Source organism: Streptomyces sp. NPDC007872 (assembly GCF_042868165.1).
Lineage (GTDB): Bacteria > Actinomycetota > Actinomycetes > Streptomycetales > Streptomycetaceae > Streptomyces.
The window spans coordinates 388,002-407,939 of record NZ_JBIAEA010000006.1 but is presented as its reverse complement, the minus strand read 5'-3'; the positions used below and the strand labels follow the sequence as shown (position 1 = coordinate 407,939).

Sequence of the window (19,938 nt, the reverse complement as noted above, 5' to 3'; positions counted from 1 at the left end):
GCATCGAGGACAGCAACTGTCCGCGAGGGCTGCCAGACTCGGGCGCATGTTGGAGACCTCCGCACGGCTGCTGCGTCTGCTCTCACTGCTCCAGGCCCACCGCGAGTGGTCCGGCGCCGACCTCGCCGACCGGCTCGGCGTCACCCCGCGCACCGTGCGGCGGGACGTCGACCGGCTGCGGGAGCTGGGCTACCCGGTGCACGCCAGTCCCGGCACCGGCGGCGGCTACCAGCTCGGGGCCGGGGCCGAGCTGCCGCCGCTGCTCCTCGACGACGAGGAGGCCGTGGCGGTCGCCGTCGGTCTGCGCGCCGCCGCCGGGCAGGGCGTCGAGGGCATCGGCGACAGCTCCGTGCGCGCCCTGGCCAAGCTGGAGCAGGTCCTGCCGGGCCGGCTGCGGCGGCGCGTCGGGGCGCTCAACGCCGTCACGGTCCCGCTGCTGCGCACGCCGAACGAGCGGGTCGACCCGGCGGTCCTCACCGAGCTCGCCCACGCCTGCCGGGACAGCGAGCGGCTGCGCTTCGCCTACCGGGACCACGGCGGCTCGGCCACCCGCAGGACCGTGGAGCCGCACCGCCTCGTCTGCACCGAGCGGCGCTGGTACCTGGTCGCCTGGGACCTGGACCGGGCCGGCTGGCGCACCTTCCGGGCCGACCGGATCGAGCCCGCCCCGCCGCACGGCCCCCGCTTCACGCCCCGCGAACCGCCCGCCGAGGACCTGGCCGCCTACGTGGCGAAGGGGGTGTCCAGGGGCGCCTACACGACGGAGGCGACGGTCCGGCTGCTCGTGCCGCTCGCCGAGGCCGCCGCGGCCGTCGGCCCGCTGGACGGAGTCCTGGAGGCCGACGGGGACGCGGCCTGTCTGCTGCGCACGGGGGCGCACGGCCTCGACGTCATGGTGATCCACGTGCTGATGCTGGGCTTCGACTTCGAGGTGGTCGAGCCGCCGGAGCTCACCGGGCGGATCCGGGACCTCAGGGACCGTCTGTCCCGTGCCCTCGACCGCGCGGACGGCGTAAGCATTCTGTAAGGAAAGAGTGAGCGCCTCGCGCGGACACCGCCGGAACAATTCGGGAAGTCCGCGCGGCGAGAGGTAATCGTCCGCGTTTCGCCCGCCCTTCCTTCTCCCGGGCGAGGAGTTCCGGGCATTCTCCGGAAATCGCCGGAGAAGTGGCGGAGAAGTGACGGACGTCCGGCCTTACGAGTGACATGGAACACGGCAAACCGATGTCGAGAACTTGTGACACAAGCGTGACCGGCAAGGGACTAACGTGAGGTTCATGGCACCCACACCGCGCACTCCCGAACCGCCCCGCGACGCCCCCGAGTCCTATGTGGGCCTCGACGCGGAAGGCGCCGAGCAGCTCGCCAGGACCCGGGGCTGGAGCGTCGTCCGCACCCTGCCGCCGGGCTCGATCATCACCATGGAGTACCTCGCCGGGCGCATCAACTTCGAGGTCCAGGACGGCGCCGTCACCCGCTGCTGGCTCGGCTGACGCCCGGCCCCGCGCACACGGAAGGGCCCCGGCCGGTCGGCCGGGGCCCTTCCGTGCGTACGAGGGGCGGGGGATCAGCCCCGGGTCGCCGGGGTGCGCCGGCCGCCGGCCACCCCCACGGGCTCCCGGACCGGGTCCCGCACCGGCTCCTCGGGGCCGGGCGGGCGGGTCGGGAAGAACCCCGGCCGGGGCCCTCCGGACGCCACCGGCAGCGAGGGCACGAGCCGGCGCCGGTCCCGCAGCCGCTCCCGCAGCCGGTCGCGCGCGGCGAGGATCCACGACTCCGCCACGGCCAGGACCGGCTCGCACCAGGGCAGCGCGAGCAGGACGAGGAGGCCGGCCGCCCAGCCGAGCAGGACGTCGCTCAGCCAGTGGGTGCCCAGGTAGACGGTGGTGAGGCCGACGCCGAGCGCGACCACGGCGGAGAGCGCCGACAGATAGCGCCTGGCCCGCGGTGTGGTCGCCAGATAGGCCAGGATTCCCCAGGTCACGACCGCGTTGGCGGTGTGCCCCGAGGGGAATATGTCGCCGCCCGCGAAGAGCTCGGCGGAGCCGACCTGCGTCGCGTAGTGGGGTCCGAGCCGGCCGAGTCCGAGCTTGACCGAGCCGACCGAGACGTTGAGCAGCAGGAGGGCGGCGCCGAGACACAGCAGGGGGCGCAGGGTGTGCTGGCGCCAGGAGCGCCAGCCCAGCCAGGCGGCCACCATGACGGCCGTGGGGCCGCGCTGACCGAGGACGACGTAGTAGTCGAGGAAGGCGTGCAGCTCCGGCCACTGCTGGTAGGGCCGGAACAGCATGATCTTCCAGTCGAGGGTCACCAGCCAGGTCGACAGCAGGACGGCCACGACGATGGCGAGATAGAACGCCGACGTCCCGCCGAAGAGGGCGAGACGCGTGCGGGTCATCCCCGGGACCTCTATCTTCGGCGGTTCCGGCTCCCGGTCCAGCCGGGCAAAGATGTCGGTACGCACCCAATCGACGTTACAGGGAGTGAGAAGCCGACCCCGTCAAACCGCTCCCTTCGTGATGACGATGTGATGTTGAGCGGCTCGCGAACGGCGGCTCATTACCGGCGTCCGTCCGGAAATCGGATGACCTGCCGGTCCATTGCCCGAAGGCGCATTCCGGATGAATGTTTGAAGACCCGGGAATTGTTCCGAACGGCCGGCCCCGTGGAATTCCGTACGGCCCGCGCGCCGCCCCGAGTGGCGTACGCCACACCCGCGCCCCCGACGGGGTGAGAGGTGCACCACGCGCTCGACGCTTGAACTCGCGTACGCTGGCGACTCGCTCGCCCGTCGATGCCGGGCCGCTCCGGGGGAGACAACCCCTGGTCGGGGCCCACCGAACGCGAGAGTTCCACCGGGAGGTACGCACATGTCGCGGACGAACACGGCCCCAGCACGTCCCCGTGCCGCCGCGGGCGATGGTGCCAACCGCTGGGTCGTCCTCGTCGTCCTCTGCGTCAGCCTCCTCCTGGTCGCCCTGGACGCGACCATCCTCCACGTCGCCGTCCCCTCGCTCACCGAGGACCTGCGCCCCAGCTCCACCGCGCTGCTCTGGATCGTCGACGCCTACCCCCTGATCTGCGCCTCGCTCCTCATCCTCTTCGGCACCCTCGGGGACCGGGTGGGCAGACGCCGCGTCCTGCTGCTCGGTTACGCGCTGTTCGGGGTCGCCTCCGCGGTCGCCGCCCTGGCCACCGAGCCCTCCGTCCTCATCGCGGCCCGCGCGCTGCTCGGCGTCGGCGGCGCCATGATCATGCCCGCCACGCTCTCCATCCTCCGGGCGGTCTTCCCCGACCGGCGGGAGCGCGCCACCGCCATCGGGGTCTGGACGGCGGTCGCCGCGATCGGCGCCGCCACCGGACCGGTCCTCGGCGGCTTCCTCGTCGAGAACTACTGGTGGGGCTCCGTCTTCCTCATCAACATCCCGCTGATGGCGCTGATCCTGCCGCTCGGCCGGCGCCTCCTGCCCGAGTCCCGGGGCGCGGCCGACGGGCCCTGGGACGTCCTCGGCGCCCTCATGGCCGCGGCCGGCGTCCTCGGCTGCGTCCTCGGCGTCAAGCGCGCCGGGGCCGGCGACCCGCTGCTCGACCTGCCCACCGCCGGGCCGCTGCTGCTCGGCGCGGCGCTCCTCGTCCTCTTCGTGCGGCGGCAGAAGCGGCGCCCGCACCCGCTGATCGACACGGGGCTCTTCGCCCGCCCCGCCTTCACCACCTCGGTCGGCTGCATCGTCCTGGCCATGCTGGCCCTGGTCGGCCTGGAGCTCATCGCCGTCCAGTACCTCCAGCTCGTCCTCGGCCTCAGCCCCCTGGAGACCGGTCTGCGGCTCCTGCCGCTGACCTTCGCCGCCATGGCGGCCGGCGCCACCGGCTCGTACACCCTGCGCCGGATCGGGCCGCGCCGGATGGTCGGCTGGGGCTTCGTGCTCACGGCCGGGGCCGTGCTGCTGCTCGTCCTCATGGGGGAGCACGACCGGCCGCTGCTGCTCACGGTGGGCTTCGTGCTGCTCGGCTTCGGCCTGCAGACCACGCTCTTCTCGGCGTACGAGTCGATGCTCAGCGAGGCGCCGCAGAAGAGCGCGGGCGGCGCGGCGGCGATCGGGGAGACCTCGTACCAGCTCGGCGCCGGGATGGGGATCGCGCTGCTCGGCAGCGTGATGAACGCGGCGTACGCCCCCGGCCTCCGCGGGGTCCCCGGGGTGCCCGAGGAGGCGGGCCGGGCCGCCGCGAACTCGCTCGGCGAGGCCTACCAGGTGGCCGGCCGGCTCGGCGGCACGGCCGGCGACGCCCTGCACCAGGCCGCCCGGCACTCCTTCGTGAACGGTCTGCACGTCACGCTCTGCGTCAGCGCCGCGCTGCTGCTCGCCGGGGCGCTGATGGCCCTGCGCCTGCCCCGGGTCATGGAGTGTCCGGTGGATCCCGAAGACCGCGAGGACCTGGAGGACCTGGAGGACCTGGAGGACACCGAAGGCGCCGGGGGCCCCGGGCTCGGGGAACGGCAGGCCGTCGACGGTCCGGCGCGGTCCGTGGAGCGCGCCCGGAAGGCGGGGCCGTCCGGACCGCGGGTGCCCGCGAGCCGGGAAGCGGTCGAGCCCGCCCGCTCGGGAGGACGCCCGGCGCGCTGACCCGGCCCGCCGGGAGGTGCCCGGCCGGGCCTGCGGACCCGGTCAGCTCTGGTTGAAGAAGCCGTCCTGCGGGCGCCGGCCGCCCTCGCTGACGATCTGGGTGTCGGCGGGGGTCAGCAGGAAGACCCGGGTCGCCACGCGCTCGATGGAACCGCGCAGGCCGAAGGCGAGGCCGGCGGCGAAGTCGACGACGCGCTTGGCGTCGTCCGGCTCCATCGCCGTCAGGTTCACGATGACCGGGACGCCGTCCCGGAAGAGCTCGCCGATGCCCCGGGCGTCCCGGAAGCCGTCCGGGGAGACGGTGGCGATCCGGCGGCCCCGGTCCTCGGCCGTGTCGGTGGCCACCCGGACCCGGGGGTCCGTCACCCAGGCGTCGCCGCTCTCGGCACCGTCGGCGTACTCGTCGTCGTAGTAACGCTCGTCGTTGTCCTCGACGAGTCCCAGCCAGGCACTCGCCTTGCGCACCGATCCCATCGACGCCTCCTTTCAACGCGGTCACTTGTGGTTCCGCATGTCCCCATCGTCGTCCATGATGCGGATCGCGCGCCAAGCGGATAAGTGCCGTGCAGGGGATTCGTGACGGTACTGGTGCAGAACGTGAGGGCCGTTTGCTGGCGATTCGTCAGGAAACATGCGGTATGCGGGTCCTGGCGAGGGGCCATGCAGATGAAAATATGAAAGTCGTGCCGGAAGAGTGACGACGGGCGCGTACGGGTGAACGGAGCCGCTCGCTACGATGCCGCGAGGCCGCTCGACGGCCCTTCGTACGGCCCTCCGTACGACCTTGCGCACCGCCTTCCGGACGCCCCTCGGGGCGGCCGGGGCCACGACTCACGGGGGAGTCCTTGTTCGGAATCGTCAGACCCTGCACGCACCGGCTCACCGACGGCCTCAAGACCGCGTGGACGGCCCACCTCTGCGGACTCTGCCTGGCCCTGCGCGCCGACCACGGCCAGTTCGCCCGGGTCGTCACCAACTACGACGGGCTCATCGTCTCGGTCCTGACGGAGGCTCAGACCGGTGCCGTGGCGAGCGGCCGGCGCACCGCGGGGCCCTGCCCGCTGCGCGGCATGCGGACCGCGCCCGTGGCCCGGGGCGAGGGCGCCAGGCTCGCCGCCGCCGTCTCGCTCGTCCTCGCCTCGGCGAAGGTGCGGGACCACGTCGCCGACCGGGACGGCCTGTTGGCGCGCCGACCCGTCGCCGCCGCGGCCCGCCGCGTCGCCCGCTCCTGGGACCGGGCCGGGGCCAGGACCGGCCGCGCCCTCGGCTTCGACACCGCCGTCCTCGTCGACGCCGTCGACCGGCAGACCGGCATCGAGGCCCTCGCCGGACCCGGCACGCCCCTGCTCGCCGTCACCGAGCCGACCGAGACCGCGACCGCCGCCGCCTTCGCGCACACCGCCGTCCTCGCGGGCCGCCCGGAGAACGCCGCACCCCTCGCCGAGGCCGGCCGCCTCTTCGGCCGGCTCGCCCACCTCCTCGACGCCGTGGAGGACCAGGCCGCCGACGCGGCGAGCGGCGCCTGGAACCCGCTCACCGCGACCGGCACCTCCCGCGCGGAGGCCCGCCGGCTCGCCGACGACGCCCTGCACGGCATACGCCTCGCCCTGAAGGACGCCCGGTTCGCCGACGGCAAGCTGGTCCACGTCCTGCTCGCCCACGAGCTGCGCACCTCGGTGGACCGCGCCTTCTCCACGACGACCTGCTCGCACGGGGCGCACGGCGCCGGACAGGGGCCGGTGCCGGGGAACCCGTACGCCCCCCAGGGGCCCGGCCCCGGCAACCCGTTCGCGCCCGGCCCCGGCGGACCCGGCGGCCCGGGCGGGCCCCACGCCCCCGGGCCCGGCGGTCCGGGCGGACCCGGCGGGCCGTTCCCGCCCGGACCTCCCGGCCGGCGCGGGCTGATCGCCGGCTGCGCCCTCTGGGTCGGCCTCGCCTGCACCTGCCAGATGTGCTGCGGGACGTACGAGGACCCCTGGAGCCGGCAGCGGCGCGAGGGCCTCTGCGGTCAGTGCGACCCGGGCGACTGCTGCGACTGCTGCGACTGCTGCAGCAACTGCTCCTCCTGCTGCGAGGGGGACGGCTGCTGCTGCGGCGACTGCAACTGCGGCTGCGACTGCTGACGACCCGTCGGACCCCCGCCGCCCCCCTCGTACCGCTACTTCTCCGGCGCCGGGAGCTCCGGCGGGGAGATCCGCGAGCGCTCGATGCCCGAGCCCGTCACCCCCCACTTCCTCAGGATCCGGTCGTACGTCCCGTCGGCCTTCAGACCGTTCACCGCGGCCTGGAAGGCCGGCGCGAGCGGCGTGCCCTTCTTGAAGGCGAAGCCGACGTCGAGCCGCCGGTACTCGTTGAGGAACTTCATGTTCTTCTGCTGCGTCACCGCGTACCGCAGACCGTTGATCGTGCTCATCACGATGTCGCTGCGCCCCTGCTGGAGCGCCATCCAGACGGCCCCGACCTCGTTGTAGACGTTGATCTCGTACGGCTTCTTCCCCGCCTCCGCGCACCGGCCCTTGTTCTTCTCCAGGGTCCGCTCGAAGGTGGTGCCGGCGTCCACCGCCACCTTCAGGCCGCACAACTGCGTGAGGTCGGTGATCTCCTTCAGCGGACTGTCGGCCCGGGTCGCGAAGCCCTGCCCGTCGTTGATGTACGTGACGAAGTCGATCGTCCTGCGCCGCTCCTCGGTCACGCCGAAGTTCCCCGAGCCCACGTCGTACTTGCCGCTGCCGAGGGCCGGCAGGATCGCCTCGAAGCCGACGGCCTCGCGCTTCAGCTCCAGGCCCAGCGCCTTCGCTACCGCCCCGGCGAAGTCGGCGTCCACCCCCACCACGGTCCTGCCGTCCGGCAGGTAGGCCGAACTGGGCGGGGTGGCAACGGAGGAGGCGATCGTGAAGCCGCCCCGCTGCCGCACGTCGGCGGGGAGCAGCTTCGCCGCGGCCTCGTTCTTCTTCACCCCCGCCACCACGTCCTCGGTGGGGAGCGCGCCCTTCGCCGTGCCCGGGGCGCCCGAGGCCCCGGCCGGCGCGGTCGCGGGATCGCCGCCCGCGCAGGCGGTGAGGCCGAGCGCGGCCACGGTGATCAGGGCGAAGGCCAGGGTGGTGCGGGCGGGGCCGGAACTCGTGCGCGTACTCATGGCTTCGGGTTCTCCAGGAATTTCTCGAACGGCAGCGGGCCGATCGTCTCGGGATCGGCGGACACGTCGAAGAGCGGGCGGTAGCCGCTCGCCAGGTAGAGGCCCCTGGCCTCCGGCTGGCGCGGCCCGGTCGTCAGGTAGATCCGGGAGTAGCCGCGGGCGGCCGCCTCCCGTTCGAGCGCGGTCAGGACGCGGCGGGCGAGTCCGCGCCTGCGGTGCGCCGAGTGGGTCCAGATCCGCTTCAGCTCGGCGGTGTGCTCGTCGTAACGGCGGTAGGCGCCGCCCGCCACCGGCAGGTCCTGCTCCAGGAGGAGCAGGAAGGTGCCGTGGGGAGGGGCGAACTCCTCCACCGGATAGCGGCTCAGGTCCTCCGAGGAGCCGTACCGGGTCGTGTATTCGTGGGCCAGCTCGTCGAGGAGCGGGCGCGCCAACGGGTCGTCGGCCGTGGTCCGGCGCACGGACGGCGCGGACTCACGGCTGGGCGTGAGAGGCATGCGTCTCTTTCGGGCGAAGAGAACGGAGAAGGGGAAAGGGAAGAGCCGAGGGGAGGGGAGCTCAGTGCCGCACAGGTGAAGGGGCCGCCGGCGGCGTCAGGACGCACACCACGGGCGGGGAGGAGACGGAAGGAGACGCAGCGGGCCGGCTCAACAGGAAGAGGACCACACGCGACCGAAGTCGATGTGGGAGCGCGTGACCAACTGCTGCGAATGCATGGGCCCAGTGGAACAGGCATCCGTTTCCCCGTCAACCACGACGAGACGAACGGCTCATATTCCGGACGGACTTGACAAGCATCCGCTCGGCGGCCGTAGCCTCACAGGGCGGACACCGGGCTGAGGGGCCCGGCTCCGCGCTCACCGCTCGCCGTGCGTGTGAAGGCGCACCCCGTGCGAACGCCCCGCGCGTTCCCCGTGTGAACGTCCCGCGTGTCCCCGCACCGACGCCCGCCGCGTTCCCCCGCGAACATCCCGGCGCCGTCCCCGTGGACACCGTCCGCGTTCCGTGTGCACTCCCGTGTTCGATCCGCCCCCTGGCATCCACGGAGCCTTCGCATGTCGACACCCCTCGCCACCCTCGCCAAGGAGGCCGCGGCCCCGCCGCCGGCCGAACCGTCCCTCCGGATCGTCCCCACCCGCCGCGCCGGACAGTGGGCCGCCGCCGGCGTCGTGATCGTCCTGCTCGCGCTCGGCCTCGTCTCGGTCGTCCGCAACAAGGCCTTCCAGTGGGACGTCGTCGCCCAGTACTTCACCTCCGCGTCCGTCCTGCGCGGCCTCGGCCTGACCCTGTGGCTGACCGCCCTCGTCATGGTCCTCGGCTTCGCCCTCGGCACCCTGCTCGCCGTCCTCAGACTCTCCGCCAACCCCGTTCTGCGCTGGGTCAGTTGGGGCTACATCTGGTTCTTCAGGTCCACGCCGATCCTGGTCCAGCTCCTCTTCTGGTTCAACATCGGCATGCTCTACCCGCAGATCCTCGGCGTGAACACGGTCAACCTCCTCGGCCCCGTCGCCGTCGCCGTCATCGGCCTCACCCTGCACGAGGCCGCCTACGCCGCCGAGGTCGTGCGCGGCGGCATCCTCTCCGTCGACCGGGGCCAGATCGAGGCCGCCGAGTCCCTCGGCCTCGGCCGGTGGCGCCGGCTCACCCGGATCGTCCTCCCGCAGGCCATGCGCGCCATCGTCCCGCCGGCCGGGAACATGCTGATCGGCACCCTCAAGGGCACCTCGATCGTCTCCGTGATCGCCGTCCAGGACCTGCTCTACTCCACCCAGCTCGTCTACCACCGCACGTACGAGATCATCCCGCTGCTCCTCGTCGCCACCCTCTGGTACGTCGCCGTCACCTCGGTGCTCGGCGTCGGCCAGTACTACGTCGAGCGGCACTACGCCCGCGGAACGGGCGGTGCCCGATGAGCCCCCGCCCCTCCCTCGTCGTCGTGGGCGCCGGGCCGCGGGGGACCGGCTTCCTCGAACGGCTCGCCGCCAACCTGCCCGAGCTGTACGGCGACCGGCCCCTCGACGTCCACCTCGTCGACCCGCACCCGCCCGGCCCCGGCCGGATATGGCGCACCGCACAGTCCCCGCTGCTCTGGATGAACTCCGAGGCCGAGGACGTCACGATGTTCACCGACGAGACCGTGCGCCTCGAAGGCCCCGTCCGGCCCGGACCCACCCTCGCCGAATGGGCCGGCATCGACGGCCGCACCTTCCCCACCCGCCCCCTCCAGGGCGCCTACCTGCGCTGGGTGTACGAGCGGGTCCGCGCCGCCCTGCCCCCCTCCGTCACCGTCCACGAGCACCGCGCCCCCGCGCTGCGGGTCGGCGGCTCCCGCGAGGGACGCCAGCGGGTCTGGCTCGAGGGCTCCGCCGTGCCCCTCCCCGCCGACCTCGTCGTCCTCACCGTCGGCCACCTCGACGCCGAACCCGACCGGGAACAGCGGGCGCTCGCCGACTTCGCCGCCCGCCACGGCCTCGTCCACCTGCCGCCCGACTTCACCGCCGACACCGACCTGAGCGCGCTCCGCGCCGGCGAACCCGTCCTCGTCCGCGGCTTCGGACTCGCCTTCGTCGACCTGATGGTCCTCCTCACCGAGGGCCGCGGCGGCCGGTACGAGGGCGAGGGCGACGACCTCGTCTACGTGCCCTCCGGCCGGGAGCCCGTCCTGCACGTCGGATCGCGCCGGGGCGTCCCGTACCACTCGAAGATCGGCTACGCCCTCGACGGCGAACGGCCCCCGCTGCCCCGCTTCTTCGGCACCGAGCAGACCGACGCCCTGCTCGCGCGCCGCGAACCGATCGACTTCCGGCGCGACGTGTGGCCGCTCGTCGACAAGGAGCTCGGCTGGGCCCACTACCACCGCCTCTTCTCCACCCATCCCGAGCGGGCCGCGCTCCCCTGGAGCGACTTCGAGAAGGCCTACGAGGCGGCCGAGCCGCTCGGCGCCGAACTCGCCGCGCTCGTCGCCGACGCCGTCCCCGACCCCGCCGACCGGCTCGACCTCGACGCCCTCGACCACCCCCTGGAAGGAGCCCGCTTCACCTCCGCCGAAGCCCTCCAGGAGGGCCTGCGCGGCTACATCACCGCCGACCTCGTCCGCCGCCACGACCCCGCCCACAGCGCCGACGCCGCCGTCTTCGCCGGGCTGCTCTCCGTCTACGGACAGCTCCTGCGGCTCGGCACGCGCCTGGACCCCGGCGGCTGGTGGCACGGCTTCTTCAGCTACCTCGCCTCCGGGCCGCCCGGACCCCGGCTCCGCCAGCTCCTCGCGCTCTCCCGCGCCGGCGTCGTCCGCTTCCTCGGCCCCCGGACCGCCGTCGAGACCGACGAGGAACGCGGCCTCTTCCGGGCCTCCTCCGAGGCCGTGCCGGGGGAGTGGACCGAGGCCCGCGCCCTGGTCGAGGCCCGGCTGCCCGACCCCACCCTGGAGCTCACCGGCAGCCCGCTGCTGCGCGCCCTCCACGAGGAGGGGGCCCGCGCCACCGACAGCGGCCTCCTCGTCGTCGACCCCGTCGACGGCCGGATCCTGGAGCGCGACGGGCGCCCCCACCCGCGCCGCTTCGCGCTCGGACCGCACACCACCGCCCGCGCCGGCGGGGCCTTCACCCGCCCCCGCACCGGCGGGGTCGCCTTCGGGCAGAACGACGTCACCGCGCGCGCCGCGCTCGCCCTCCTGCGCGACCTGGAGTGTCGTCTCCCGGTCCCGCTGAGCGTCTGACCGGCGCTCCCCCTCCCGTACCCCGCCCTGCCTTTCTCCCGAGGAACCGCCATGGCTCTCACCAGCGATCCACCGGTCGACCCGCTCACGAAGGAACCGGCCGCCCCCGCCGCGCCGCCGGCCGCCGGCCTCGTGGTCGTCCCCGTCCGCCACCCCTGGCGCTGGGTGGCCGTCGCCGCCACCGCCGTCCTGCTCGTGCAGTTCGCCCACGGGCTCGTCACCAACCCCGGCTGGGAGTGGGACGTCTTCGCCGCGTTCTTCAGCACCGAGACGATCCTCAAGGCGGTCTGGGTCACCCTCCAGCTCACCTTCCACGGCACCGCCCTCGGCTTCGCGATCGGCATCGTGGTCGCCTTCATGCGCCTGTCGGCCAGCCCCTTCCTGCGCTCGGTCGCCTTCGGCTACATCTGGGCCTTCCGCTCCATCCCGCTCATCGTCCAGCTCCTCTTCTGGTTCAACCTCGCCTACCTCTACAAGGAGCTGAGCGTCGGCATCCCCTTCGGGCCGAGCTTCTTCTCCTTCGACACGATGGGCCTGGTCGGCGAGATGAGCGCCGCCGTCCTCGGACTCGCCCTGCACCAGGCGGCCTACGCGGCCGAGATCGTCCGAGGGGGCGTACTCGCCGTGGACGAGGGCCAGTTGCAGGCCGCCGCCTCCCTCGGCATCCCCAAGCTCCGGCAGGTGCGGCGGATCATCCTGCCGCAGGCGATGCGCTCCATCCTGCCCAACGCCGCCAACGAGGTCATCTCGCTCTTCAAGGGCACCTCGATCGTCTCCGTCATGGCGATCGGCGAACTCTTCTACCAGGTCCAGGTCGTCTACGGCCGCAACGGGCGGGTCGTCCCGCTCCTGATGGTCGCCACCGCCTGGTACATCCTGCTCACCACCGCGCTCTCCGTCGTCCAGCACTACGTCGAACGCCACTACGCGAAGGGGAGCACCCGATGAGCTCCGCCACCACCGCCGAGAAGGCCCCCGCCGCCACCACCGCCAAGGTCGAGATCCGGGCCGTCCACAAGAACTTCGGCCCCCTGCACGTCCTGCGCGGCATCGACCTCGACGTGCGGGCCGGCGAGGTCACCGTCGTCCTCGGCCCCTCCGGCTCCGGCAAGTCCACCCTCCTGCGGACCATCAACCACCTGGAGAAGGTCGACGGCGGCACGGTCAGCGTGGACGGCGTCCTCGTCGGCTACCGGCGCTCCGGGAACAAGCTGTACGAGCTGCGCGAGCGCGAGATCCTCAAGCAGCGCACCCGGATCGGCTTCGTCTTCCAGAACTTCCACCTCTTCCCGCACCTGACCGTCCTGGAGAACGTCGTCGAGGCCCCCGTCTCGGCCCTCAAGCGCCCCCGCAAGGAGGCCGAGGCCGCGGCCCGGAAGCTGCTCGAACGCGTCGGGCTCGCCGACAAGGCGGAGGCGTACCCCAAGCAGCTCTCCGGCGGACAGCAGCAGCGGGTCGCCATCGCCCGCGCGCTCGCCCTCGAACCGGGCCTGCTCCTCTTCGACGAGCCGACCTCCGCGCTCGACCCCGAGCTGGTCGGCGAGGTCCTCGACGTCATCAAGGACCTGGCCGCCACCGGCACCACCATGATCGTCGTCACCCACGAGATCGGCTTCGCCCGCGAGGTCGCCGACACGGTGGTCTTCATGGACGAGGGCCGGATCGTCGAGCAGGGCCCGCCGGCCGAGGTGCTGGACAACCCGCGCCACGAGCGCACCCGCGCCTTCCTCTCCAAGGTCCTCTGACCCGCCCGTCCCTTCCCTCCCTCCCTCCCTCCCTTCTCCTCTTCCTCCCTCTCACGACAGGAGCATCACCATGAAGACCCGCCGTACCCTCCTCACCGCCCTCGCCTCGCTCACCGCCCTCGGCGTCCTCACCGCCTGCGGCTCGGGCGAAGCCGCCACCAACGAGGTCAAGCCCGAGGGGAAGAAGGGCAACGGCATCAACCTGAGCCCGGAGCAGAACCGCGTCCACACCGCCAAGGTCGACGCCATCGCCGCCAAGCTCCCCGCGGCCGTACGGGAGAGAGGCACGCTTGTCCTGGGCGTCTCCGCGTCCAGCAATCCGCCGCTCGCCTTCCGTGCCACCGACGACAAGACGCTGATCGGCGTCGAGGTCGACATCGCCACCCTGGTCGCCGACGCCCTCGGCCTGAAGCCCGAGTTCAACGCGGTCTCGTGGGAGAACCTCTTCGTCGGCCTGGACAGCGGCAAGTACGACGGCGTCTTCTCCAACGTCACCGTCACCGAGGAGCGCAAGGACAAGTACGACTTCGCCACCTACCGCCTGGACGACCTGGCCTTCGAGGCCAAGAAGGGCTCCGGCTGGACGGTGAAGGGGCCCGAGGACGTGGCCGGGAAGGCGATCGCGGTCGGCTCCGGCACCAATCAGGAGAAGATCCTCGTCGACTGGTCCGCGCAGAACGAGAAGGCCGGGCGCAAGCCGGTCGACATCAAGTACTACCAGAACACCTCCGACTACTACCTGGCGCTCCAGTCCGGCCGGATCGACGCCTACCTCGGCCCCAACCCCGTCGCCGCCTACCACGTGCTCTCGGCGGGCCAGACGGAGGTCGTCGGCAAGTTCTCCGGGGCGGGCGCCGGGCTCCAGGGCAAGATCGCGGCCACCACGAAGAAGGACAGCGGGCTCGTCGCCGCCTACGCCGCCGCGCTCGACCACGTCATCCAGAACGGCACCTACGCCCAGGTCCTCAAGCGCTGGGGCCTCGACGGCGAGTCCGTCCCGAAGTCGGAGATCAACCCGCCCGGCCTGCCCCGCACCAAGAACTGACCCACCGGCCCCGCGCCGGAAGAACCACGGTGCGGGGGCGGGTCGCCCGGCCCCCGCACCACGACGGGGCGGGCCGGGCGACCGGCCCCGCACCACGGGCCGGGCGAAACGGCTCGGCACCGCGAACCGGGCGCCCCGCCCCGCCCCGCGAGAACCCTTCCGAGAGAGACCGCATGACCAGCACCCGACCGCTCCACCTCGCCGCCGAGCTCGCCCCGGGCCCCGGCCCGGCCGCCCCGGGCCCGGAGACCGCCGCCCGTACGGTCGCGCTCGCGCGCCTCGCCGAGGCCGCCGGGCTCGACTTCCTCACCCACGACGACTCCTTCGCCCGCCCGGGCCTCGACGCGCTCGCCGTCCTCGCCCGGGTCGCCCCGGAGACCCGCTCCGTCGGCCTGGTGCCGACCGTGACCACCACCCACACCGAGCCCTTCCACGTCCAGGCCGCCGTCGCCACCCTCGACTGGGTGAGCCGGGGCCGGGCGGGCTGGCGGATCGACGTCTCCCCGACCGGCGCCGAGGCCCGGCTCTTCGGCCGCCGCCCGGCCCCGCCCACCGCCGAGCTGTGGCAGGAGGCCGGCGAGGTCGCCGAGGTCTCCCGCAAGCTCTGGGACAGTTGGGAGGACGACGCCGAGATACGGGACGCGGCGACCGGGCGGTTCGTCGACCGCCGCAAGCTGCACCACGTGAACTTCCAGGGCGCGACCTTCTCGGTCAAGGGCCCCTCGATCGTCCCCCGGCCCCCGCAGGGCAACCCGGTGACCGTCGTCGACGCCACCCGCCCCGCCGCCCGGGAGACCGCCGCCCACCACGCCGACGTGGTCCTGATCGGGGCCGCCACCGCCGAGGAGGCCGCCGCCCTGCGCGCCGAACTGCACCGGGGCGCCCGCGCCCACGGCCGCGACCCCGGACAACTGCGCGTCCTGCTCACGCTGACCGTCGACCTCGACGCGTACGAGGGCGGGCCCGGCGCGCTCGCCGGACTGATCGCGGACTGGCACCGGGGCGGGGCCGTCGACGGCTTCCACCTCGTCCCGGCCGTCCCGGAGCGGGACCTGGAGCGGTTCACGGCCGAGACCGTGCCCCTGCTCGCCGACCGGGGCTCCTTCCGCACGGCCTACGAGGGCACCACCCTCCGCGACCACCTGGGGCTCGTCCGCCCCGAGAGCCAGTACGCCGCCGGCGCGCGCGCCAGGACGGGAGCGGGCGCATGAGCACTCCGGGACCCCGCAAGCGGATCCACCTCGCCGCGCACTTCCCCGGCGTCAACTCCACCACCGTCTGGGCCGATCCGCGCTCCGGCTCGCAGATCGACTTCTCCTCCTTCGAGCACCTCGCCAGGACCGCCGAGCGCGGCCTCTTCGACTTCTTCTTCCTGGCCGAGGGGCTGCGGCTGCGGGAGCACGCGGGCCGCATCCACGACCTCGACGTCGTCGGCCGGCCCGAGTCGATCACCGTCCTGAACGCGCTGGCCGCCGTCACCGACCGGCTCGGCCTGGCCGCCACGGTCAACGCCACCTTCAACGAGCCCTACGAACTGGCCCGCCGGCTCGCCTCGCTCGACCACCTCAGCGCGGGCCGGGCCGCCTGGAACGTGGTCACCTCCTCGGACGCCTTCACCGGCGAGAACTTCCGGCGCGGCGGCTACCTGGACCGCGCCGACCGGTATACGAGGGCCGCCGAGTTCCTCGCCACCGCGCGGGAGCTGTGGGACTCCTGGACCCCGGAGGGCACCCCGGAGCCCTTCGCCCACACCGGGCCGCAGTTCCGGATCGACGGCGAGTTCACCGTCCCGCGCTCCCCGCAGGGACACCCGGTCGTCATCCAGGCCGGGGACTCGCCCGAGGGCCGCGAGTTCGCCGCCTCCGGCGCCGACGTCGTCTTCACCCGCCACTCCACCCCGGAGGCGGGCCGGGAGTTCTACGCCGACGTCAAGGGCCGGCTCGCCCGCCACGGCAGGCGGCCCGGCGACCTGAAGATCATGCCCGGCGTGACGTACGTCCTCGGCGACACCGACGCTGACGCGCGGGAGAAGGCCGACGAGATCCGCCGGCAGCAGGTCTCCCCGCAGAACGCGATCCTCGCCCTGGAGCAGGTCTGGGGCCGGGACCTGTCCGGCTACGACCCCGACGGGCCGCTCCCGGACGTCGACCCCGACCCGGACTCGGCGCTCGTCCAGGGCAGGGTGCGGGTCGCCGACCCGGTCGGCGTCGCCCGGAAGTGGCGGGCGCTCTCCGAGGCCAAGGGGCTCTCGATCCGGCAGACCGTCGTCGAGACCACCGGCAGGCAGTCCTTCGTCGGCAGCCCGGAGACGGTCGCGGCGGCCCTGGAGGAGTTCGTCGCCACGGACGCCGCCGACGGCTTCATCCTCGTCCCGCACCTCACTCCCGGCGGCCTCGACGACTTCGTCGACCGGGTCGTCCCCCTGCTCCAGGAGCGCGGGGCCTTCCGCACGGAGTACACCGGTACGACGCTCCGGTCCCACCTCGGGCTCCCCGAGCCCGTACGAAAGGGTTGAGAAAAGCATGAGCACGGATCCACGGCAGGACTGGCGGGAGTGGCACGAGGGACGCGAGGCCTCGGTCTCCTCCCCGTACGGGCTGCTCTCCCTCACGGGCAACCACTGGCTCACCGACCACCCGGAGGGTCGAATTCCGGCCGTTCCGGGGGAGTGGCGGGCGGACGGTGACGAGGTGGTCCTGACGGCGGCCGAGGCGGACGGCCTCACCGTCGACGGGAAGCCCTTCACCGGCACCGTCCGGCTCGCCGCCGACCAGGGCCCGCCCGAGGAGTCCCGGGTCGCGGCGGCCGGGCGGCGGATCGTCGTGCTGCGGCGCGAGGGGGAGTGGGCCGTACGGGACTTCGACCCCGACGCGGAGACCCGCCGCGCCTTCCGGGGCATCGAGGCCACCCCGTACGACGAGCGCTGGGTGGTGCCCGGCGTCTTCCGCCCGTACGGGGAGACCCGCAGCGTGCGGGTCGAGAACGCCGACGGCCGGGAGCGGGGCCTCGGCCTCGCCGGCGAGCTGGTCTTCGCGCTGGACGGCGACGAGCACGTGCTCCAGGTGGCCGTCGAGGAGGGCGGCTCCCTGTGGGCGGTCTTCGCGGACGCCACCAGCGGCCGCGACAGCCACCGCTTCCGCTTCCTGAAGCCCCCGGCCCCGGCGGCCGACGGCACGGTGACGGTGGACTTCAACCGGGCGGTGCTGCCGCCGTGCGCCTTCGCGGACCACTTCCTCTGCCCGTTCCCGCCGCCGGGGAACACGCTCGACGTGGCCGTCCCGGCGGGGGAGCGGCGCCTCGCGCGCGCCTGATCCCCACCCCCTGCCTGGTACGGGGTAGTTGACGGCTGTACGGCTGAAAGGCGCCCTTGCGGCGTGAAGTCGTACGGCCGGAGACTCCCCCACAGCGCCGGCCCCCGGGCCGCGCCTCACGGGCCCGACCCCCCACGGCGGGCCCCCGATTCCCCTCGGGAGGAACGAGAAGTGAGGACCATGCGCACCACCCCCACGAGAACGATCCGGCTGCTCGCCGTCGCCGCCGGCCTCGCCGCCGCCGCGACGCTCGCCGTCCCCGCCGCGAACGCCGGCCCCACCGGCACCTTCGACGCGAGCGCCCTCGCGGCGACCGGCGACGCCGTCCGCGCCGCCGACGTGGCCGGCACGGCCTGGCACGTCGACACCGCCACCGGCCGGCTCGTCGTCACCGCCGACTCCACCGTCAGCGAGGCGGAGATCGCGAAGATCAAGCAGCGGGCCGGGGCCAACGCCGCCGCCATCAAGGTCGAACGGACCCCGGGCCGCTTCAGCAAGCTGATATCCGGCGGGGACCCGATCTACGCCGACGCCGGCTGGCGCTGCTCGCTCGGCTTCAACGTCCGCGACAGTGCGGGCGCCTCCTACTTCCTGACCGCCGGGCACTGCACCGACGGCGCCGGGACCTGGTACGCCAACTCCGCCAAGACCACCGTCCTCGGGACCACCGCCGGGTCCAGCTTCCCGGGCAACGACTACGGCCTGGTCCGCTACACCAACGCCTCGATCACCAAGTCCGGCACCGTCGGCAGCGTGGACATCACGAGCGCCGGCAACGCCACGGTCGGCCTGTCGGTCACCCGCCGGGGCTCCACCACCGGCATCCACAGCGGCAGCGTGACCGCCCTCAACGCCACCGTGAACTACGGCGGCGGCGACATCGTCTCCGGCCTGATCCGCACCAACGTCTGCGCCGAGCCCGGCGACTCCGGCGGTCCGCTCTACTCGGGCAGCCGGGCCATCGGCCTCACCTCGGGCGGCAGCGGCAACTGCTCCTCGGGCGGGACGACCTTCTTCCAGCCCGTGACGGAGGCGCTGAGCGCCTACGGGGTGAGCGTGTTCTGAGAAGGACCGCCGGGGCGAGCGGCCCCGGCGCGACGACGAGAAGGCCCCGGTGCTCCGGCACCGGGGCCTTCCCGCTGTGCCGAAACGACGGCATCGCCCAACTGCCGCATTATCAGATGGTCATGACGGCGCATCACTTTTTACCGACGCGTAACTTCCCAGTCGTGGCTACCCGTGCGTAGCTTGGCTGAAGCGCATCCCCACTTGTGGTCCGGACCGCAGGGCGTAGCACCCCACCTTTCCCCTTGAGCCGCAAGGAGATCGCCCGATGCTGCCCTGGAAGTCCGCCGTCAGAGCGCTGTCCGTCCTGCTGCTGACCGCCGCCGCCGCACTCGCCCCCACCGCCGCCTCCGCCGCCCCCGACCGGGCCGAGACCGCCGCCGTCGCCGCATCCGGTCGCGGCTGGAACGACTTCTCCTGCAAGCCCTCCGCCGCACACCCCCGCCCCGTCGTCCTCGTCCACGGCACCTTCGGCAACTCCGTCGACAACTGGCTCGGCCTCGCGCCGTACCTCGTCGACCGCGGGTACTGCGTCTTCTCGCTCGACTACGGGCAGCTCCCCCACGTGCCCCTCTTCCACGGGCTCGGCCCCATCGCCGCCTCCGCCGGACAGCTCTCCACCTACGTCGACCGGGTCCTCGCCGCCACCGGCGCCCCCGAGGCCGACCTCGTCGGACACTCGCAGGGCGGCATGATGCCCCGCTGGTACCTCAAGTTCCTCGGCGGGGCCGCGAAGGTGAACGCGCTCGTCGGCATCGCCCCCGACAACCACGGCACCACCCTGCTGGGCCTCACCAAGCTCCTGCCGTACTTCCCCGGGGCCGAGGACCTGATCAGCGCCAACACCCCGGGCCTCGCCGACCAGATCGCCGGCTCGCCCTTCATCACCAAGCTCAACGAGGGCGGCGACACCGTGCCGGGGGTCCGCTACCACGTCATCGCGACCCAGTACGACGAGGTCGTCACGCCGTACCGCTCGCAGTTCCTGAGCGGCCCGAACGTCACCAACGTCCTCATCCAGGACAAGTGCGCTCTCGACCTGTCCGAGCACGTGGCGATCGGCACGGTGGACCGGGTCGCCTTCCACGAGGTCGCCAACGCCCTCGACCCGGCGCACGCGTCCCCGACCACCTGCCTCTCCGTGATCGGCTAGCGCGGGAGTCCGTACGAGGCCGGGTCCCCGGGAGGGGGCCCGGCCGTGCGCGTCGTCGCTCTGTCGGCGCAACGGAAACGCTCTCTGATGGCACGGCTCGGTGCAATGGGCGCTAATCGTAGTCAAGTGTGCGTTCCTTGCACATCACG

At 73.2% G+C, this 19,938-nt stretch carries 18 protein-coding genes; 14 read left to right on the top strand and 4 right to left on the bottom strand.

Features of this window, described 5'->3' with window-relative positions:
* The first annotated feature begins 46 nt into the window (after window positions 1-46).
* Entirely contained in the window at window positions 47-1,027 is a 981-nt protein-coding gene (locus ACFYNX_RS23740) for a helix-turn-helix transcriptional regulator (RefSeq protein WP_388663862.1), read from the top strand.
* 250 nt (window positions 1,028-1,277) lie between these two features.
* On the top strand, window positions 1,278-1,493 hold the full coding sequence (locus ACFYNX_RS23735; RefSeq protein ID WP_365540113.1) for an I78 family peptidase inhibitor: 216 nt from the start codon (window positions 1,278-1,280) through the stop codon (window positions 1,491-1,493).
* 74 nt (window positions 1,494-1,567) lie between these two features.
* Here ACFYNX_RS23735 and ACFYNX_RS23730 read toward each other — a convergent pair whose 3' ends face one another.
* Window positions 1,568-2,464, bottom strand: coding sequence for a phosphatase PAP2 family protein (locus ACFYNX_RS23730; protein ID WP_125657102.1), 897 nt, complete (start codon window positions 2,462-2,464; stop codon window positions 1,568-1,570).
* Between the two features lie 406 nt (window positions 2,465-2,870).
* On the opposite strand from ACFYNX_RS23730, the gene ACFYNX_RS23725 reads away from it, so the two are divergent.
* Window positions 2,871-4,622 carry an MFS transporter gene (locus ACFYNX_RS23725; protein ID WP_388663859.1) on the top strand — a complete coding sequence of 584 codons (1,752 nt, stop codon included), beginning with the start codon at window positions 2,871-2,873 and terminating at the stop codon, window positions 4,620-4,622.
* Window positions 4,623-4,664: 42 nt separating this feature from the next.
* Here ACFYNX_RS23725 and ACFYNX_RS23720 read toward each other — a convergent pair whose 3' ends face one another.
* On the bottom strand, window positions 4,665-5,096 hold the full coding sequence (locus ACFYNX_RS23720; protein WP_125657109.1) for a cell division protein SepF: 432 nt from the start codon (window positions 5,094-5,096) through the stop codon (window positions 4,665-4,667).
* Window positions 5,097-5,467: 371 nt separating this feature from the next.
* Here ACFYNX_RS23720 and ACFYNX_RS23715 point away from each other — a divergent pair, with 371 nt between their 5' ends.
* A complete protein-coding gene (locus tag ACFYNX_RS23715; RefSeq protein ID WP_388663857.1) occupies window positions 5,468-6,745 on the top strand; it encodes a DUF5685 family protein in 1,278 nt (425 codons plus the stop codon).
* Between the two features lie 35 nt (window positions 6,746-6,780).
* Here the strand turns inward: ACFYNX_RS23715 and ACFYNX_RS23710 are convergent, their stop codons facing one another.
* Complete coding sequence (locus ACFYNX_RS23710) at window positions 6,781-7,758, bottom strand: transporter substrate-binding domain-containing protein (RefSeq protein WP_388663855.1); 978 nt, start codon at window positions 7,756-7,758, stop codon at window positions 6,781-6,783.
* Window positions 7,755-8,252, bottom strand: coding sequence for a GNAT family N-acetyltransferase (locus ACFYNX_RS23705; RefSeq protein ID WP_365540108.1), 498 nt, complete (start codon window positions 8,250-8,252; stop codon window positions 7,755-7,757). The genes ACFYNX_RS23710 and ACFYNX_RS23705 overlap by 4 nt, the downstream gene beginning before the upstream one ends.
* 558 nt (window positions 8,253-8,810) lie before the next feature.
* Here ACFYNX_RS23705 and ACFYNX_RS23700 point away from each other — a divergent pair.
* The 10 genes from ACFYNX_RS23700 to ACFYNX_RS23655 all read left to right on the top strand — a co-directional run bounded on the left by ACFYNX_RS23700 (window position 8,811) and on the right by ACFYNX_RS23655 (window position 19,789).
* Window positions 8,811-9,668 carry an amino acid ABC transporter permease gene (locus ACFYNX_RS23700; protein WP_365540107.1) on the top strand — a complete coding sequence of 286 codons (858 nt, stop codon included), beginning with the start codon at window positions 8,811-8,813 and terminating at the stop codon, window positions 9,666-9,668.
* Window positions 9,665-11,470 carry an FAD/NAD(P)-binding protein gene (locus ACFYNX_RS23695; protein ID WP_388663852.1) on the top strand — a complete coding sequence of 602 codons (1,806 nt, stop codon included), beginning with the start codon at window positions 9,665-9,667 and terminating at the stop codon, window positions 11,468-11,470. Before ACFYNX_RS23700 ends, ACFYNX_RS23695 begins: the two co-directional genes overlap by 4 nt.
* Window positions 11,471-11,521: 51 nt before the next feature.
* On the top strand, window positions 11,522-12,418 hold the full coding sequence (locus ACFYNX_RS23690) for an amino acid ABC transporter permease (protein ID WP_388663850.1): 897 nt from the start codon (window positions 11,522-11,524) through the stop codon (window positions 12,416-12,418).
* The gene (locus ACFYNX_RS23685) at window positions 12,415-13,215 is read left to right on the top strand and encodes an amino acid ABC transporter ATP-binding protein (protein ID WP_388663848.1); all 801 of its coding nucleotides are present in this window, start codon (window positions 12,415-12,417) and stop codon (window positions 13,213-13,215) included. Before ACFYNX_RS23690 ends, ACFYNX_RS23685 begins: the two co-directional genes overlap by 4 nt.
* Window positions 13,216-13,285: 70 nt before the next feature.
* Window positions 13,286-14,260: an ABC transporter substrate-binding protein gene (locus ACFYNX_RS23680; protein WP_388663846.1), complete on the top strand. Its 975-nt coding sequence runs from the start codon at window positions 13,286-13,288 to the stop codon at window positions 14,258-14,260.
* Window positions 14,261-14,433: 173 nt separating this feature from the next.
* On the top strand, window positions 14,434-15,471 hold the full coding sequence (locus tag ACFYNX_RS23675; RefSeq protein ID WP_388663844.1) for an LLM class flavin-dependent oxidoreductase: 1,038 nt from the start codon (window positions 14,434-14,436) through the stop codon (window positions 15,469-15,471).
* Entirely contained in the window at window positions 15,468-16,775 is a 1,308-nt protein-coding gene (locus tag ACFYNX_RS23670) for an NtaA/DmoA family FMN-dependent monooxygenase (RefSeq protein WP_388663842.1), read from the top strand. The genes ACFYNX_RS23675 and ACFYNX_RS23670 overlap by 4 nt, the downstream gene beginning before the upstream one ends.
* A gap of 7 nt (window positions 16,776-16,782) precedes the next feature.
* A complete protein-coding gene (locus tag ACFYNX_RS23665) occupies window positions 16,783-17,571 on the top strand; it encodes a DUF1684 domain-containing protein (protein ID WP_365540100.1) in 789 nt (262 codons plus the stop codon).
* A gap of 171 nt (window positions 17,572-17,742) precedes the next feature.
* The gene (locus ACFYNX_RS23660) at window positions 17,743-18,636 is read left to right on the top strand and encodes a S1 family peptidase (RefSeq protein ID WP_388663840.1); all 894 of its coding nucleotides are present in this window, start codon (window positions 17,743-17,745) and stop codon (window positions 18,634-18,636) included.
* A gap of 268 nt (window positions 18,637-18,904) precedes the next feature.
* Entirely contained in the window at window positions 18,905-19,789 is an 885-nt protein-coding gene (locus ACFYNX_RS23655; RefSeq protein WP_388663838.1) for an esterase/lipase family protein, read from the top strand.
* Window positions 19,790-19,938 lie beyond the last annotated feature (149 nt).